Origin of the sequence: Mesorhizobium sp. M0340 (assembly GCF_040321535.1) — a bacterium.
Lineage (GTDB): Bacteria > Pseudomonadota > Alphaproteobacteria > Rhizobiales > Rhizobiaceae > Mesorhizobium.
Genome location: NZ_JAMYRR010000002.1, coordinates 81,543 through 97,994 on the forward strand (window position 1 = coordinate 81,543; position 16,452 = coordinate 97,994).

The 16,452-nt window shown below is 63.7% G+C and carries 19 protein-coding genes; 8 read left to right on the forward strand and 11 right to left on the reverse strand.

The features are described 5' to 3' along the window. Positions 1-22: 22 nt before the first annotated feature. The 6 genes from NKI79_RS03085 to NKI79_RS03110 all read right to left on the reverse strand — a co-directional run bounded on the left by NKI79_RS03085 (position 23) and on the right by NKI79_RS03110 (position 6,439). On the reverse strand, positions 23-2,311 hold the full coding sequence (locus tag NKI79_RS03085; RefSeq protein WP_352799795.1) for a hybrid sensor histidine kinase/response regulator: 2,289 nt from the start codon (positions 2,309-2,311) through the stop codon (positions 23-25). Positions 2,312-2,394: 83 nt separating this feature from the next. Continuing rightward, a complete protein-coding gene (acuI, locus tag NKI79_RS03090; RefSeq protein WP_352799797.1) occupies positions 2,395-3,384 on the reverse strand; it encodes an acrylyl-CoA reductase (NADPH) in 990 nt (329 codons plus the stop codon). 51 nt (positions 3,385-3,435) lie between these two features. Then, the gene (gene lspA, locus NKI79_RS03095; protein WP_352506692.1) at positions 3,436-3,912 is read right to left on the reverse strand and encodes a signal peptidase II; all 477 of its coding nucleotides are present in this window, start codon (positions 3,910-3,912) and stop codon (positions 3,436-3,438) included. A 26-nt stretch (positions 3,913-3,938) separates the two neighbouring features. Beyond that, the gene (locus tag NKI79_RS03100; RefSeq protein ID WP_352799799.1) at positions 3,939-4,802 is read right to left on the reverse strand and encodes a TrmH family RNA methyltransferase; all 864 of its coding nucleotides are present in this window, start codon (positions 4,800-4,802) and stop codon (positions 3,939-3,941) included. Continuing rightward, positions 4,803-5,864: an RsmD family RNA methyltransferase gene (locus tag NKI79_RS03105; RefSeq protein ID WP_352799801.1), complete on the reverse strand. Its 1,062-nt coding sequence runs from the start codon at positions 5,862-5,864 to the stop codon at positions 4,803-4,805. An 89-nt stretch (positions 5,865-5,953) separates the two neighbouring features. Then, entirely contained in the window at positions 5,954-6,439 is a 486-nt protein-coding gene (locus tag NKI79_RS03110; protein WP_352799803.1) for an anthrone oxygenase family protein, read from the reverse strand. Positions 6,440-6,562: 123 nt separating this feature from the next. Between NKI79_RS03110 and NKI79_RS03115 the strand changes: the two genes are divergently transcribed. Continuing rightward, complete coding sequence (locus NKI79_RS03115) at positions 6,563-7,246, forward strand: helix-turn-helix transcriptional regulator (RefSeq protein ID WP_352468341.1); 684 nt, start codon at positions 6,563-6,565, stop codon at positions 7,244-7,246. 86 nt (positions 7,247-7,332) lie between these two features. Beyond that, a complete protein-coding gene (locus NKI79_RS03120; RefSeq protein ID WP_352799805.1) occupies positions 7,333-7,701 on the forward strand; it encodes a VOC family protein in 369 nt (122 codons plus the stop codon). A gap of 88 nt (positions 7,702-7,789) precedes the next feature. Here the strand turns inward: NKI79_RS03120 and lhpI are convergent, their stop codons facing one another. The 4 genes from lhpI to sppA all read right to left on the reverse strand — a co-directional run bounded on the left by lhpI (position 7,790) and on the right by sppA (position 10,521). After that, entirely contained in the window at positions 7,790-8,767 is a 978-nt protein-coding gene (lhpI, locus tag NKI79_RS03125) for a bifunctional Delta(1)-pyrroline-2-carboxylate/Delta(1)-piperideine-2-carboxylate reductase (protein ID WP_352799807.1), read from the reverse strand. Positions 8,768-8,819: 52 nt separating this feature from the next. Then, on the reverse strand, positions 8,820-9,152 hold the full coding sequence (locus tag NKI79_RS03130; protein ID WP_352799809.1) for a LapA family protein: 333 nt from the start codon (positions 9,150-9,152) through the stop codon (positions 8,820-8,822). Between the two features lie 47 nt (positions 9,153-9,199). Continuing rightward, complete coding sequence (locus NKI79_RS03135) at positions 9,200-9,484, reverse strand: integration host factor subunit beta (RefSeq protein ID WP_023675261.1); 285 nt, start codon at positions 9,482-9,484, stop codon at positions 9,200-9,202. A gap of 80 nt (positions 9,485-9,564) precedes the next feature. Further along, the gene (sppA, locus tag NKI79_RS03140) at positions 9,565-10,521 is read right to left on the reverse strand and encodes a signal peptide peptidase SppA (protein WP_352799811.1); all 957 of its coding nucleotides are present in this window, start codon (positions 10,519-10,521) and stop codon (positions 9,565-9,567) included. 305 nt (positions 10,522-10,826) lie between these two features. On the opposite strand from sppA, the gene lptC reads away from it, so the two are divergent. From lptC to ptsN, 6 genes are all read left to right on the forward strand, one after another. Further along, complete coding sequence (lptC, locus tag NKI79_RS03145; protein ID WP_352799813.1) at positions 10,827-11,540, forward strand: LPS export ABC transporter periplasmic protein LptC; 714 nt, start codon at positions 10,827-10,829, stop codon at positions 11,538-11,540. Next, the gene (locus NKI79_RS03150) at positions 11,527-12,135 is read left to right on the forward strand and encodes an LptA/OstA family protein (protein WP_352799815.1); all 609 of its coding nucleotides are present in this window, start codon (positions 11,527-11,529) and stop codon (positions 12,133-12,135) included. The genes lptC and NKI79_RS03150 overlap by 14 nt, the downstream gene beginning before the upstream one ends. Beyond that, positions 12,135-12,953, forward strand: coding sequence for an LPS export ABC transporter ATP-binding protein (gene lptB / locus NKI79_RS03155; protein WP_023718959.1), 819 nt, complete (start codon positions 12,135-12,137; stop codon positions 12,951-12,953). Before NKI79_RS03150 ends, lptB begins: the two co-directional genes overlap by 1 nt. Positions 12,954-13,150: 197 nt before the next feature. Continuing rightward, positions 13,151-14,677: an RNA polymerase factor sigma-54 gene (rpoN, locus tag NKI79_RS03160; protein ID WP_352799817.1), complete on the forward strand. Its 1,527-nt coding sequence runs from the start codon at positions 13,151-13,153 to the stop codon at positions 14,675-14,677. 291 nt (positions 14,678-14,968) lie between these two features. Further along, positions 14,969-15,553 carry a ribosome hibernation-promoting factor, HPF/YfiA family gene (hpf, locus tag NKI79_RS03165; RefSeq protein WP_023675267.1) on the forward strand — a complete coding sequence of 195 codons (585 nt, stop codon included), beginning with the start codon at positions 14,969-14,971 and terminating at the stop codon, positions 15,551-15,553. A gap of 59 nt (positions 15,554-15,612) precedes the next feature. Then, on the forward strand, positions 15,613-16,077 hold the full coding sequence (ptsN, locus tag NKI79_RS03170; protein ID WP_023675268.1) for a PTS IIA-like nitrogen regulatory protein PtsN: 465 nt from the start codon (positions 15,613-15,615) through the stop codon (positions 16,075-16,077). A 111-nt stretch (positions 16,078-16,188) separates the two neighbouring features. On the opposite strand, the gene NKI79_RS03175 is transcribed toward ptsN, so the two are convergent. Continuing rightward, the gene (locus tag NKI79_RS03175; RefSeq protein WP_023675269.1) at positions 16,189-16,446 is read right to left on the reverse strand and encodes a BQ00720 family protein; all 258 of its coding nucleotides are present in this window, start codon (positions 16,444-16,446) and stop codon (positions 16,189-16,191) included. Positions 16,447-16,452: the final 6 nt, after the last annotated feature.

Consider the following 16,452-nt stretch of genomic DNA (forward strand, 5'->3'; position numbering starts at 1 on the left):
TATCAACCGTCTATGTTGTGCCTCAGGCGGCCACTTGCCCCTCGACGGCATGAACCAGGGCATCGGGGTCGAGCGGCTTGGTGACGAAGCCGCTGGCACCGTGAGCGAGCACGGCATGGCGGGTCTTTTCCTGGCTGTCGGCCGACAGCACCATGATCGGCACCGGCGGCACCGCGGTCTCCTCCTCATGGCGGCGGATGGCGGCGATGGCGTCCAGGCCGTCCATGACAGGCATGTGCAAGTCCATCAGCACCACGTCGTAGCGGTGCTTGTGGCCGGTGCTGATAACCGCCTCGACCGCGGCCTTGCCGTTGCCGACCACTTTCACGCGATGCCCGGCCTTCAGCAGCGTGGCGCGGGCCAGCATGGCATTGATGTCGTTGTCCTCGGCGATCAGCACCGACAGGCCCTGCTGGCGGGCGCCAATGGCATGCCCGGCCTGCGCGCCGCGCCTTTGCAGTTGCGGCTCGGCGATGACCGGTGCATGGCTGGTCAAAAGCACGCGCAGCAGTGTCTCGCCGCGCACCGGCCTCGCCAGGAAGGTGGCGTAACCATTGGCACGGAACTCGCCAAGCATGCCGCGGTCGGTCGGCGCGATCAGCGTCACTGCCTCGCACTCGGCAAATCCGCTCTGGCGCAGGCGCCTGAGCAGCCTGCCGTCGCTTTGCTCCATGGCAGCATCGATCAGCAGCACGTCACAGCCCTCGGCGAAAGCGGTCGCCTGGGCGGCGGCGGTGGCCAGATCGACCGTGCCGCCATTGGCGCGAATGGTGCGGGCGATGGCTTCGGCCTCGACCGGGTTCTTCGACACGATCACCGCATGCCGGCCCGACAGCGGGTTCTCGCGGATCTGCGGCGCCTCGACGGCGGAAATAGCGGGAATCTCGAAGACGAATTCAGATCCCTGGCCAAGGCGGCTCGAAACAGAGATGGTGCCGCCCATGGCGGTCACCAGGCGCTTGGAAATGGCAAGACCGAGGCCGGCACCGCCATGCGCACGGGTCGAGGTGCCGTCAGCCTGTTCAAAGTCCTCGAAGATGCGCTCCATGTCCTCCTCGCGCAGACCGGGGCCGGTGTCGGTGATGGTGAAGCGGATGCGGTCGGTGGTTTCGGTGCGGACGCGGGCGATGCTTGCCAGGACGCCGCCGCTGTCGGTGAACTTGACGGCGTTGCCGATGAGGTTGAGCAGCACCTGCCTGACCCTGCCGGGGTCGGCGGTGATCAGCTGCGGCACGTCGGGTTCGACATGACAGCCGAGGCCGATATCCTTGGCAAAAGCCCGCGCCGCCAAAAGCTCGACGACATTGTCGGCGATCTCACGCACCGACATCGGCTGCGGTTCGGGATCGAAGCGGCCGGCCTCGATCTTGGAGTAGTCGAGCAGGTCCTCGATTAGCGCCAGCAGCGCGCTGGCCGAGGTCGAGATGGCGCCGACATAGGTCCGCTGCTCGGGCGAAAGGCTGGTGTCGGCGAGAAGCCGGGCCATGCCCATGATGCCGTTCATCGGCGTGCGGATCTCGTGGCTGACGGTGGCGAGGAAACGCGATTTGGCCTGGCTCGCATATTCGGCCCGCTCGCGGGCGGTGATCAGCGAGGATTCGGCGCGCTTGCGGGCGGTGATGTCGCGGGCGATGGCGCGATGCGAAACGGCGCCGCTGTCCTTGTCGCGCACCGACAGCTCGATCCAAGAGAACCAGCGTGGACCGTCCGGCGTGCGAATGGCGACGTCGGTGGAACTCAGGCATTCATGGTCGGAAAAGGCGGCGTCGGGGACGATTCCGACATCGATGCCTAGTTCGGCCAGGGTCTTGCCGGCCAGCTCGCGCTGGTCGGTTTCGACAAGGTCGGCGAAAACCTTGTTGGCGTAGACGATGTGGCCGTCGCGGTCGCGGTGGACGACGAGATCGCCGAGTGCATCGATCAGACCGCGAAAGCGCTCCTCGCTCTCCTGCATCTCCCACATGCGGTCGGCCAGCGTCTCGATTTCGGCGCGGCTGCGGGCGGTGGTGGCATCGAGCAGGGCCACTGCGCGGCGCTCGGTGCGCCTGTTGCGCAGATGCATGGCGAGCCCGGCCATGGCTGTCGCCAAAAGGCCGATGGTGATGAAGATCGGCGCTCCGGTCAAATGCGACAGGCCCGCCAGCACGACGATGGCGACCAGCGTCAGGAAGGACAGGCCTTCGCGGTTGGCGTCGGGCAATTCCGGCGCCAGCGGTGGCGCGGCGACAAGCTGCCGTCCTGGCGCCTCGGGGGCCGTCCCGTCGGCCCGTTCGGCTGGTTCCGCCGCTCTGATGCCGGGTTCCGCAATCATACGGAACTCCTGCCAGACAGAGCTTATCGAAGGTTGTGATTGATCGTTCGAATTTTAGCGGTCGCGCTCTTTTTCCCCGGGGCTCACATGTCCACCACCACACGGCCGCGGATCTTGCCCTCGACGATGTCATGCGCGGCGCCGATGATGCCGTCGAAGCCGATGCTCGTCGACAGACTGGCAAGCTTTGCGTGATCGAGATCGGTGCCGATGCGGCGCCAGGCCTCGAGGCGGACCGCCTTGGGTGCCATCACCGAATCGATGCCGAGCAGCGAGACACCGCGCAGGATGAAGGGGGCGACGCTGGCCGGCAGGTCCATGCCGCCGGCGAGGCCGCAAGCGGCGACGGCGCCGCCATAGGAGGTCATCGACAGAACGTTGGCCAGCGTGTGGCTGCCGACGGCATCGACGCCGCCGGCCCAGCGTTCCTTGGCGAGCGGTTTTGCCGGCTGGGCAAGCTCGTCGCGTGAAATCACTTCCGCGGCGCCGAGGTCGATCAGATAGGGGCTTTCGGCAGCGCGGCCGGTTGAGGCGATGACATGATAGCCGAGGCTGGACAGGATCGAGATCGCGACCGAGCCGACGCCACCGGCAGCGCCGGTCACCACCACCGGGCCGCGATCGGGCACGATGCCGTGGCGCTCCAGCCCGATGACGCAAAGCATGGCGGTGTAGCCGGCGGTGCCGATCGCCATCGCATCATGCGGGCTCATTCCGTCCGGCAGCGGCACCAGCCAGTCGCCTTTGACACGGGCGCGCCCGGCAAAGGCGCCGAAATGCGTCTCGCCGACGCCCCAGCCGTTCAATATGACCTTGTCACCCTTGCGCCAGTCAGGATTGGAGGACGAGATGACTGTGCCGGCGAAATCGATGCCCGGCACCAGCGGCCAGCGGCGGATTACCGGCGCCTTGCCGGTAATTGCAAGGCCGTCCTTGTAGTTCACCGTCGTCGCCTCGACCGCGACGGTGACGTCGCCCTCCATCAGGTCTGCCTCTGTAAGCTCGGTCACCGCGACCGACTGGTTTTTCTCGGCGTCGCGCGAAACGAGGATGGCTTTGAAGGTTTCGGGCATGTTTTCTCCTCGGGCTTGCAGATCAGAATGTGCGGCGCCAGGCGAGTGAGGTCAATCGCTCGACATTCCGCGCCGCCAACCAATGAGCTCATCGAAGACGACCAGCACGGCACCAACGGAAATGAAGGCGTCGGCGAGGTTGAAGACGGCGAAGGACCAGACCGGCGTATGGAACAGGACATAGTCGATGACATGGCCGTAGATTGCGCGATCGATCAGGTTGCCGAGCGCGCCGCCAACGATCAGTGCGAAGCCGATGCGGGCAAGCAGGTGGCCGGGCGGCGTGCGGGCCGCAAGATAGAGCACGAAAGCGACCACCAGAACCGCGACGACCACCAGGCCGGTGTCGCCGAAGGACGAAAACAGCGAGAACGCGATGCCGGTGTTGTAGGTGCGGTACAGCGCCAGGAACGGCAGCAGATCGAGCCGTTCCTGAAAGGCAAGGCCGGTTTCGACGAGGTATTTCAGCCACTGGTCGAGCGCTATCGCGGCGACGACCAGAAGAGCGTACGGCCTCCAGGACTTCATGGTTTGCAGTTTCACGGTTTGAGATGTCACGATCTGGCGTCCTCCGGGCCGAGCTTCAGCGCGTCGCGCCGGATCTCGAACAGCATGACGCCGGTGGCCACCGCAAGGTTGAGCGAATCGGCGCGGCCGGCCTGCGGTATCCGCAGCAGCTTGTCGCAGCTTGCGGCAAGCTGGTTAGGCAGGCCTTGCTGCTCGTTGCCCATCACCAAAAGCACCGGGCCTTTTGAAAAATCGACCGAGCGGTAGTCGACCGCACCCTTCAGATGGGTGCCGGCGACGAGGCCGGGGAAGCTCTTTCGCCAGGCGAGAAAAGCCTCGGGCGGCGCCTTGGCGACGGGCACGGCGAAGATCGAGCCCATGGTGGCGCGCACCGTCTCGACCGAAAAGGGATCGGTGGTCTCGCCGACCAGGATGACGCCCCTGGCGCCGACAGCGTCGACCGTGCGGATGACGGTGCCGAGATTGCCGGGGTCGCGAACGCGGTCGAGTGCTACCCAGACGTCGCCGTCCTCGACGCGGATGTCCTTCAGCGACAGCAATTTCTGCGAGAACACGCCGACGACCATTTGCGGATTGTCACGGCGGGTGATGGCGACCAGCACCTTTTCCGAGACTTCAAGTACCGTGCCGCCGGCGGCGACCGTGCGCGCCGCGACCTTTTCGACTGCCGCGTTGCCACGTCCGGCCTTGGCGAAGACCAATGTCCTGATCGACCAGCCGAGATCAAGCGCGTCGATGACCAGCTTCAGGCCTTCGGCCATGAAGGCATTCTGCTGGTCACGGAATTTCTTCAGCGCGAGCGCCTTGATGTCCTTGATCAGCGGGTTGGCGAGGCTGGTGACTTCCTTCACCTGCCCTGGCGCGCCTGCGTGCCGTTCGTACGCACTCATTCAGGCCACCCAGCGCGAGAACAGCGAGGTCGAAAGCGCCCGACCGGCAGATTTCTCGCGTATGATCAATTCGCCCGACTCGACCGTGCCGCCCATGCCGGCGAAGGTGTCGCGCATCAGGGCATGGATCGCAAAAAAAGAGGCGCGGATCGAATAGGCGGTCAGTACCACGGCGAGCGGCTTCGGCGTCAGGATCGCGCGGCAGATATCGGTCAGCGCCGGCAGGTCCTCGAACAACTGCCAGACCTCGCCTTTCGGTCCGCGGCCATAGGCGGGCGGGTCGAACAGGATGATGTCGTAGCGGCTGCCGCGGCGCTCCTCGCGTTCGGCGAATTTCACGGCATCGTCGACGATCCAGCGGATCGGCTTTTGCGACAGCCCAGCCATCTCCTGGTTTTCGCGTGCCCAGCCGATCGCCTTCTTGGAAGCATCGACATGGGTGACCTCGGCGCCGGCATGCGCCGCCACCAGGGAGGCTAGGCCGGTGTAACCGAACAGGTTCAGCACCTTCACCGGCCGTTTTGCCGCCGCGATCAGTCCGGCCATGTGGTCCCAGTGCGAGGCCTGCTCGGGAAAGACGCCGACATGGCGAAACGAAGTGAAGCGGCCGAGATACTCGATGCCGTCATGCTTCATCGGCCAGGTCTCGCCGAGCGGCGTCTTGGGGAAGCGCCAGCGGCCGATGCCTTCCTCGTCGGTATCGCCGGTGAAAATGGCGTCGGCGCGTTCCCAGTCCCTGGCCGCCAAAGCCTTTTGCCAGATCGCCTGGCCCTCCGGCCGAACGATGCGGTAGGGGCCGTATTGCTCGAGTTTTTCTCCGGCGCCACTGTCTAGCAGCGCGTAGTCCTGATTGGGGCCGACTTCGAGGATCAGCGGCAAATGTTCGGCAGGCAGCGCGCCATCGCGGCGCGAGAGCATGCGCGGCGCGGCTTTTGGCTCGGACCGGTCTTGCGGTTTAGGCTCCGGACCGGCGGTTGGGCTGGCGTCGCGCCGCCGGACATGCTCCGCCCCGCCTTTTGCGGGCGGTCGGCTGTCGCGGCGTCTGTCGCGAAAAGGTTTCAAGAAGGCGCATCTCCGGACGGCGGCTTGGCCGCTTCTGCCACAGCACATTGACCGGCGCAACAAAAGGGCTGCCGACGTGCGCAACCGGATCAGCCGCGCCTGATCGACAGCAGGCCGATTGCGAGCGCTATGAAACCAACGGCCTTGAAGCCGGTGACGACCATATGGCCGGTTTCCCAGCGGCTCCGGATAGTTTCGAAATTGTCCGGGATCGGTCCAGGTACCCAAGTGGCCAGGACATCGTTTGCCGGTTTGACCAGCGCAAACCACGCCCCAAGCGCTATCAGGTAGAGCACGGTGGCGGCCAAAACCCACCAGAATGCCGGGCGATCGCTGCGCAGCATCCAGGCGAGGAGGCCCGGACAGACGATTGTCGCCACGTCCAGCGGTGCGCCGACAATCGCGAAGAATCGGAATTGAGCGTTAAAGACAGTGGTTTCACGCCAGAGCGAAGGCGGCCATCTGGTCAGCCGCGGCACCGATTCCAGCACATGGGCGAAAGACGGCCCAAGGCTGAGCGCCGCGACGATGGCGGTCAAAACCGACCAGAACAACAGAAAACCGCGTATATCCATAATGGCCAGACAACGGCGTCAGGGCGCAGACGTTCCGGTCGGCGATCGTCTTGCTTGCCGTCGAAAGGGCAGGCGCACTATCGTCCATTCAAATTGGACATCCATCAAACCGGGTTGCGATCCATGTCCCGCGCCGAACGCCTGCTCGACCTGATCCAGATCCTGCGCCGGCATCGCCGGCCGGTCAGCGGCCGCAGCCTCGCGGGCGAAATGGGTGTGTCGATCCGCACGCTCTATCGCGATATCGCCACGCTGCAGGGGCAGGGTGCGCCGATCGAGGGTGAGGCGGGGCTGGGTTACGTGCTCAGGCCAGGTTTCATGCTGCCGCCCTTGATGTTCACCGATGAGGAGATCGAGGCGATCGTTCTCGGTTCGCGCTGGGTGGCCAAGCAGCCGGACTGGCGGCTTGCGAACGCCGCCACCGACGCGCTGGCCAAGATCGCGGCGGTGCTGCCGGACGATTTGCGCGAGGAACTCGATGCCTCGACGCTGCTGGTCGGGTCGCGCACCGAGGTCACAGAAGGCATCGATCTCGGCGTGGTGCGGCAGGCCATCCGCGAGGAGCGCAAGCTGAGCTTTGTCTATCGCGACGCCGGCGGCGCTGCCTCCGAGCGCACCGTCTGGCCGTTCGCACTCGGCTTCTTCGACAAGGTGCGCGTCGTCGCGGCCTGGTGCGAGATGCGCCAGGATTTCAGGCACTTTCGCGCCGATCGGATATCCGGCCTCAACGCCACCGAGATGCGCTATCCGCGCCGCCGTCAGGTGCTGCTCAAAGAATGGCGGGCGACGCTCGACACGCCAAGCTAAGGCTGCTGCTCAGTTGAGACTGCTGCCAGAATCTGGCAGTGGCATGCGCTATGCTCCTCCAGTCGAAACCATCTGGAGAGCAATTCATGACACCGCCCAATTTCGTCATCCTCTATGTCGACAAGCCTGAGCAAAGCGGCGCCTTCTATAGCGCGCTGCTTGAGCGGCAACCGGTCGAGACCTCGCCGACCTTCGTGCTGTTCGTGCTCGACAACGGCTTCAAGCTCGGCCTCTGGTCGCGTCACACTGTGGAACCGGCCGCCGCGGCAACGGGCGGCGGCGCCGAAATCGTCTTTGCGCTGGACACGCCGGGTGCCGTCGACGCCACCCATGCCGAGTGGGCCGGCCGCGGGCTAAAAATTCTGCAGACGCCGACCGACATGGATTTCGGCCGCACCTTCGTCGCGCTTGATCCCGACAGCCACCGGCTGCGGGTTTATTGGCAAAGGCGGTGAAGCAGTAGAGCAGTAGGGCAGTAGGGGAGTACGTGACAGGAAAACATAGCTGGCGCGGCGCCGCACGATCAGTGCGGTTCCTACTCCCCTACTCCCCTACTCCCCTTTCGCTTGCCCGATACACGGCAATGCCGGCGGCGAGGTCCTCGAGGGCTGCGCCGACCGACTTGAACAGCGTGATCTCGTCGTCGTTCTGCCGGCCTTTTTTCTGGCCGCGCGCCAGTTCATAGAGGTCGGCGACAATGGCTTCCGGCTTCAGAACGCCGGAGGCCAGCGGCTGGACGATATCGCCGGCTTCCTTGGTGGCGCCGGCGCGGGTGTCGACATAGACGCGGGCGCGTGCAATCGCGTCGTCGTCGCTTTCGCGCATCGCCGGCGTGAAGCCGCCGACGAGATCGACATGGGTGCCGGACTTCAAGAGTGCGCCCTTGATCAGTGGCATGGTGGTGATGGTCGCCGACGATACGATATCGGCCTTTCCGAGTTCGGCGTCGAGATCGCCTGCTGCTTCGGCCGCAAAACCCTCGGCACGCAATTTTGCCGCGACCTTTTCGGCATTCGCCGACGTGCGGTTCCAGATGCGGATGTTCGTGATCGGACGCACCGCCGAATGCGCCTTTGCAAGAAATGGCGACAGCGCGCCGGCGCCGACCACCAGCAGCCGTGATGCATCCTCGCGGGCCAGATAGGAGGCAGCCAGCGCCGACGCACAGGCCGTGCGCCACTGTGTCAGCCTCTGGCCATCGATCAAGGCCTGAGGCTCGCCGGTAGCGCCGTCGAGCAACAGGTAAAGCCCCATCACCGCGGGCTTGCCGACGGCATTGTTGTCAGGCGACACGGTGACGATCTTGACGCCGATATGGCCATCGGCCGAGGTGCCGGCTGCGTTGAAGTCGGTCCAGGCCGGCATCAAAAGCAGCGTCGAGGCGGCGCCATCGGGCCGCTCGACCGTGTGATGGTGCCTGACCGGCTGCACGGCGCCATCGCGAAAGGCGGCGCGTAACGTCTCGACCAGCCCGGAAAAGGTCAGCGCGCGGTCGACCTCGGCGGCGGAAATGGTCAGCATGAAAGGCTCCGTGGAGAACTAGGCCGGTTGTGCCTCAGGCCCGAGCCGCGGCTCAGTTCGTCGGCTTCGGCAAGACTGGGCTCTGCGACGCGGTGGGCGCGCGGCTGACCGCCTGGCGCAGGTTCTCGGCCTCGGCGCCGCGCTGGCGCGCCAGCTTGCGGTAGCGGCCCTGCTTGATCCAGGTCGCCAGGCTGCCGACGATCATGCCGATAGCCAGCGCCAGGAACAGGAAAATGAAGAGCGGCACGGTCAGCGTCAGCGCCGGATTGCCGGGATTGAACGGATCGAGTGTGAAGGCTACCGGTTCGCGGTTCGCGACGGCCAGCGCAATCAGGATGACGGCCAGCGGCACGAAAACCATGATGAGAATGAAGCGATTGAACATGTTTTTCCGTTCGGAAGAAAAGGCAGGAGCGGTGGCGCGTGCCGCGCCTATTTGCCTCCGTTCAGCCTTTCACGCAATTCCTTGCCGGTCTTGAAGAACGGTACCCATTTCTCCTCAACCTCCACGGATTCGCCGGTGCGCGGGTTGCGGCCGGTGCGGGCAGGGCGGTTTTTCACCGAAAACGCGCCGAAGCCGCGCAACTCGACCCGGTTGCCCTCGGCAAGCGCGTCGGTGATTTCATCGAAGATAGCGCTGACAATGTTTTCGACGTCGCGCAGGAAAAGATGCGGATTACGCGTGGCGATGATCTGAACAAGTTCGGATTTGATCATGAAAAGGCTCCCCGTGAAAGCAGTGCCGCCGAAATTATCAGAATGATTTTATTTGGTTTTTCACTCGTCCAAGCGGTTCCTCAAGGGTGCCAGACGGAAACGAGACCGTCAAGAAACAAGCGGTCCGCTCCAATTTCGTGAAGGACGTCGCCGCCATGGCCGGGCAGGCCTAGCGCAGCGCCGACAGTCTGCGCCATCGCCTTGGAGAACAGGAGACCACCGCGTTTTTCCGTGTCCTTCCATTCCACCACCTTGAGCTTGGCATCGACACCCTTGCCTGCAAGCCAGTCGATCGCTTCGGCTTCGCCGCCGACCCCGTCGATCAATCTGTTGGTGACCGCCTGCCGGCCGGTGAAGATCGACCCGTCTGCGAGCGCGAGCGCCTCCGGTTTGGTCATGTTGCGGCGCTCGGCGACGATGCCGACGAACCAGTCGTAGCTGTCGAGGATGAGCTTGCGGACCATGGCGCGCTCATCGTCATTGGTCGGCTTGAACGGAGAAGGCGAGGCCTTCAAGGGCGAGGATTTCACCTCCTCCAGCTTGACGCCGAGCTTGTCCATGAGGCCGCTGACGTCCGGGTACTGGATCAGCACGCCGATCGAGCCGACGATCGAGGATTTGCGTGCAACAATATGGTCGGCCGCAGTGGCGATCATGTAGCCCGCCGAAGCCGCGAGCGTGCCGACCTCGGCCACCACCGGCTTGTCGGCGGCGAGCTTGCGCACTGCCTCATAGATCGATTCGCCACCGACGGTGGTGCCGCCGGGTGAATCGATCGACAGGATCACAGCCTTGACGCGCGGCGACTGACGGATGGCCTCCAGCCGCTTGATCAGTTCTTCGTCTTCGGTGATGGTACCTTCGATCTTGACCTTGGCGATGTGGTCGACTGCCGCGCTGGTGAAGTCGTCACCATAGATCCACGCCGAAAAGGCGATCAGCCCGGCTGCGGCGACGATAATCGCCGCGATACGCCAGAATGTCAGCTTGCGGCGCAAGCGGCGGCGGTCGATCAGGTCGTCGGCTCTCAATGCCATGGTCAGCCTCGTAGTCGGTGGGAGCAGATGCTTTTAAAGCAACCATTCGCGCCCGGCTACCGTTTCCTGACGGCCTTGCGACAAAGGCCTTAGGCATTCGCGGCAAGCCTCAACCTGTCGCGTTCCACAGGCTCTAACACTGTGCGCCTATATCTGGTATGAGGTACAGGCTGCGCTGGGGCCATTTTCGTTGTACAGGGGCGGCTGTCACATTTTTGCGGTTTTCCTCGGCTTGTGCTTGCTTGAGGGCGCCGGCATCCCACCTATAGGGCGGCCTGGCGGGCAGGGGTTTAGAAGAAGCAGTCATGTTAGCGGGACCAATCGAACCGACCAACACCGAGACGGAGTTGGCTCCCAAGGCCGCAGGCCGGGCGCGGGTCGACGCGTTTGACATTGCGCAGCGTCATTCGCGCCGGGTCCGGATCCTGAAGCTGGCCGTACCGCTGGTCGCTGCCGCGATCGCGGTCGCGTTTCCGGTCTATTCCTATCTCATGGCACCCGCTGCAATCGAGGTGCAGGCCGACGGCGGCGCCTTTGCCGATGGCAAGCTGGTGATGGCCAATCCCAAGCTCAACGGCTTCACCAAGCAAAACCTGCCCTATTCGATGACAGCGCTCCGCGCCATACAGGATGTCAGCAAACAGGGCATCATCGATCTGGAAGGTATCAAGGCCAAGCTGCCGATTGCGGCCGACAACACCGCCGCCATCGGTGCTGCGCACGGCACCTACGATCGCGACGGCAACACATTCAGCCTGACCAGCGACGTGACCGTGTCGACCACGGATGGCGTGGTGGCAAAATTTAAATCAGTCTATCTCGACATGGCCGAAGGCACTATGAAGACAAGCGAACCTGTCGATGTCAGCCGCGGCGGGTCGCGGATCAGGGCGGATTCGATGTCGGTCCAGGACAATGGCAAGGTCCTGATTTTCGAGAACAAGGTGCGCGTCGACATCGATCCCGCCAGTTTGAAGGCGGCAGAGGCAAAGAGCGGAGAGACCAATGCGGTTCAGTAGTTCGGCACGGCGCCTCGCCGCGATCTCGGCGTTAACGCTTGGGTTGCCCTTGGGGCTGACCTTCGGGACGGCGCCGTCGCTGGCGCAATCCAGTGCCACCAGCCAAATGTCCGGCCTCAGGCTGTCGGGCGACAAGCCCATCCAGATCGAAAGCGACAAGCTCGAGGTGCGCCAGGCGGAAAGCGTCGCCGTCTTCACCGGCAACGTTAACGTCGTTCAGGGTCCAACCGTGCTCAAGGCCGGCAAAATGACGGTCTATTACGTCAGGGATGCAGGCGCCACCAAAGGCGCCCAGCCCGCGGGTGCCGCGGCAATGACCGGATCCGCCAACATCGACCATCTCGAGGTCGACGATAAGGTCTACATCAAATCGGACGATCAGGTTGCCACCGGCGACCGCGGCACCTTCGATATGAAGACCGAAGTGCTGGTGCTTTCGGGCAGCAAGGTCGTGCTCTCGCAAGGCGACAACGTGCTTGTCGGCTGCAAGCTTACCGTGCAGATGAAGAGCGGCCTTGCCCAGGTCGACGCTTGCGGCGGCCGCGTCATGATGTCGATCACGCCACCGGCGAAGTCTGGAGCAGCGAAACCCTGATGACCGGCATATCGTCGCTGCTGGCGCGTCTTCCAGGGCGCGCCGCCAGCAAACTTGCGGCACCGGCCAGGGTCACCGTCGAAGCGGCAAAGTTCAAGGGAACCTTGATCGCCAAAGGGCTGACCAAAAGCTACAAGGGCCGCAAAGTCGTCAGCGGCGTGACGCTGGGCGTGCGCGCCGGCGAGGCGGTTGGGCTGCTTGGCCCCAACGGCGCCGGCAAGACGACCTGTTTCTACATGGTGACCGGCCTAGTGCCGGTCGATGAAGGCACCATCGAAATCGACGGTTTCGACGTCACATCGATGCCGATGTATCGCCGCGCCCGTCTCGGCATCGGCTACCTGCCGCAGGAAGCGTCGATTTTTCGCGGCCTGAATGTCGAGCAAAACATCCGGGCCGTGCTCGAAGTGGTCGAAAAGAGCCGCAAGGAGCGTGAGCGGCTGCTCGACGAATTGCTCGAGGAATTCCACATCAGCCATCTGCGCAAGGCTCCGTCGCTGTCGCTCTCCGGTGGTGAGCGGCGACGCCTCGAAATTGCCCGTGCGTTGGCAACCCGCCCTGCTTACATGCTGCTCGACGAACCGTTCGCCGGCATCGATCCGATCGCCGTCGCCGACATCCAGCAGCTCGTGCGCCATTTGACGGCACGTGGAATCGGCGTGCTGATCACCGACCACAATGTCCGCGAGACACTTGGCCTGATCGACCGCGCCTACATCATCCATGCCGGTCAGGTGCTGACCCATGGCCGGGCCGACGAGATAGTCGCAAATGCCGATGTGCGGCGGCTTTACCTCGGCGAGGGATTTACGCTCTAAGTGCGAAATTCCGGTTCGAGCGGGATTTCCGGCGTAGTCCAGCAGCTTTTTCTTCAATTTTCTGCCTGAAAACGTGTCGGCAGGCGAGTTTTACCGCTCCTCGCCTTGACAAGCAAAAGCCGGGCCAGTTTCTATGCTGGCCTGGAAAATTCCTTCCAGCAGTGCGGGTGCGTAGACGGAGCGTTTGAAACCGAACCATGGCGTTGGCGGCAAAACTACAGCTACGACAGTCGCAGTCGCTGGTGATGACGCCGCAGCTGATGCAGTCGATCCGCCTGCTGCAGTTCACCCATCTCGAGCTGGAACGCTTCATCGACGACGAGATCGAACGCAATCCACTGCTGGAACGTGCCGAACCGCAGGAGGACGCCGCCAGCGACCAGGCGCAGAAGGGCGACGCTGCACCGGAACCGGCTGCCGACGGCGACTGGTTCGAAGCGGAGACGGCGTGGAGCGCCGAGGCGATCTCGGAAAAGCTCGATACATCGCTGGAAAACCTGTTTCCCGATGATCCTGGTACGAGCGAGCGGCTGGGGCCCGACCTGACGGCGCAATGGAAATCGGCGTCCGGCAACGGTTCCACCTCTTCCTCCGACGGCTTTGACGTCGCGGACATGGCGGCGGCTGCCATCACGCTGCGCGACCATGTCGGCGAGCAGGTAGCGCTCGCCTTTGCCGATCCGGCGGCCCGCCTGATCGCCAGCGAGCTTGCCGACGGCCTCGACGAGGCCGGCTACATGCGTGCCGACATGGCCGAGATCGCGGCCCGCCTCGGCACGAACGCCACGGCGGTGGCAAGGGTCCTGGCGGTCTGCCAGACATTCGAGCCCGCCGGCATCTTCGCCCGCGACCTCGCCGAATGCCTGTTGCTGCAGCTTGCCGTGCGCGACCGGCTCGATCCGGCGATGAAGGCGCTGATCGCCAATCTCGAACTCCTGGCACGGCGCGATTTCCAGACGCTGAAGCGGATTTGCGGCGTCGACGAGGAGGATCTGCTCGATATGCTGGCCGAGATCCGGGCGCTCGACCCGCGGCCGGGAATGGCGTTTTCGCGCGGTGCCAGCGATGCAATCGTGGCCGACGTCGAGGTGCGCGCAGCCAATGACGGCAGCTGGACGGTCGAGCTCAATGCCGAGACGCTGCCGCGCGTGCTGGTCGATCACATCTATTTCGCCCAGGTCACGCCACATGCGAAAAACCAGGCGGAAAAGGATTTCCTCGCCGAATGCCTGCAGAACGCCAACTGGCTGACGCGCAGCCTCGACCAGCGGGCGAAGACCATTCTCAAGGTGGCCTCTGAGATCGTGCGCCAGCAGGACGCTTTTCTCGTCCACGGCGTGCGGCACCTGAAGCCGCTCAATCTGCGTACGGTGGCGGACGCCATCGGCATGCACGAATCAACGGTCAGCCGGGTCACGGCAAACAAATACATGCTGACGCCGCGCGGTGTGTTCGAGCTGCGCTATTTCTTCACCGCCTCGATCGCTTCGTCAGGTGGCGGCGATGCGCATTCGTCCGAAGCGGTGCGCGACCGCATAAAGCAGCTGATCGACGAGGAGAAAGCTGTCGATGTGCTTTCCGACGATGCCATCGTCGACATGCTGCGGGAAAGCGGCGTCGACATTGCCAGACGCACGGTGGCCAAATACCGGGAAGGCATGAACATACCCTCTTCGGTGCAGCGACGGCGCGAAAAACGCGCTCTGGCCAGCGCCGGCCGTTGAGCTCCGGCGGAATTTCCACAGCTTTCGCAGTTCATTGACAAGCGGCAACGAAGTGGCTAGAAGCCCGCCCGCATGAGACGGGCTAGCGAGTGGATTTGAGTTCGCCGATGCCCGCACGAGAGATGGTCCGTCACGACGTAGGCCACGGGACGGCCAAGAAGGCGGCTTGTGATCAACCGGAAAGTTCGGATCTAAAATCGGCGCAAGTGACGCCGCAAAAGCTTGTGCGCGCGGACCACGAGTATAAACTCGGGACAGTTTGAAGCCTGAGCAAGGAAGGTCAGTTTTCAGATGACACTGCGCATATCGGGAAAACACATGGATATCGGCGATGCGTTCCGTACGCGCATCAACGACCGTGTCGGGGAAGTGATCGGGAAATATTTCGATCGGGGCTTTTCAGGGCAAATCGTAGTCGTCAAATCGGGGTCGCGCTACACGGCCGATTGCATGATCCGGCTGGACTCCGGTGCTTCGCTGCAGGCGACCGGCGATGCCCAGGATCCAACGCTTGCCTTCGATACCGCGGCAGACCGTCTGGAAACACGACTCAGGCGCTACAAACGCCGGCTGAAGTCGCACAATTCAGGCAATAGCAACGGCGAGCTCACCGACGTCGCCTATACGGTGATGGCGCCGCTTGCCGACGACGAGGAGGACATACCGGAGAATTTCGCGCCGGCCATCGTCGCCGAATCGACCATGACGCTGCGGACCATGTCGGTGGCGTCGGCGGTGATCGAACTCGACACCAAGGACAGCCCGGTCCTGGTCTTCCGCAATGCCGGAAACGACCATCTCAATATCGTCTATCGCCGGCCGGACGGGAATATCGGCTGGATCGACCCGTCCACGGCCAAGGTCGCGCAGGGGTAAAAACCAGCCGCACGCGAGCGTGGGGACTGGCGACGGCAGGCGAACAAGGGATTTCAAGCATGGATCTGAGCGATCTCGTCAGCGTTCCGGCAATCATGCCGGCGTTGAAGGCGAACTCCAAAAAGCAGCTGCTGCAATTGCTGTCCGAACGGGCGGCGGCGATTTCCGGCATTCCGGAGCGAGAGGTGTTCGACACCATCCTGCAACGCGAGCGGCTTGGCTCGACCGGCGTCGGCAACGGCATCGCCATTCCGCACGGCAAGCTGGCTGGGGTGAAGCGGATCGCCGGCGTCTTTGCCCGGCTGGAGACACCGGTGGACTTCGAGGCCCTCGATGATCAGCCGGTCGACCTGGTGTTTCTGCTTTTGGCTCCCGAAGGTGCCGGCGCCGACCACCTCAAGGCGCTGTCGCGCATCGCGCGGGTGCTGCGCGATGCCGACACGGTTGCCAAGATCAGAGGCACGCGCGACGCCGTGGCCATCCACGCACTGCTGTCGGACACGCAGGCCTCGCACGCCGCCTGAGGTTTTGATTAAATCCGTTGAAGGGCCGCCGTGTGCGGCCCTGTCCGTTTCCAACCAGATCGCTGCGCCATATGTGTCAGTTGATGGCGCCGTTGTCAGTGGATAACGACGTTAGTGGATAGCGACCGGGGTCAGATCGTTTTCCAGCGCGCCAGCCAGTGCCCGGTCGCGAGCGTCCGAAAGCAGGATCGGCTGGCCATTGGCGGCAAACAGGGCCCACAGTTCCAGACCCGGCGCGATTTCGCCGAGGCCCGGGAAACGGCCGCGCAGATCGTCGCTCGACACTTTCCTGAGATAGGCTACCGAACCTTCGCCGAGATGGGCGAACTCGCCGCTGGTCATGATGATATTTTCGTTAGTTCTGGTCATTTCAAG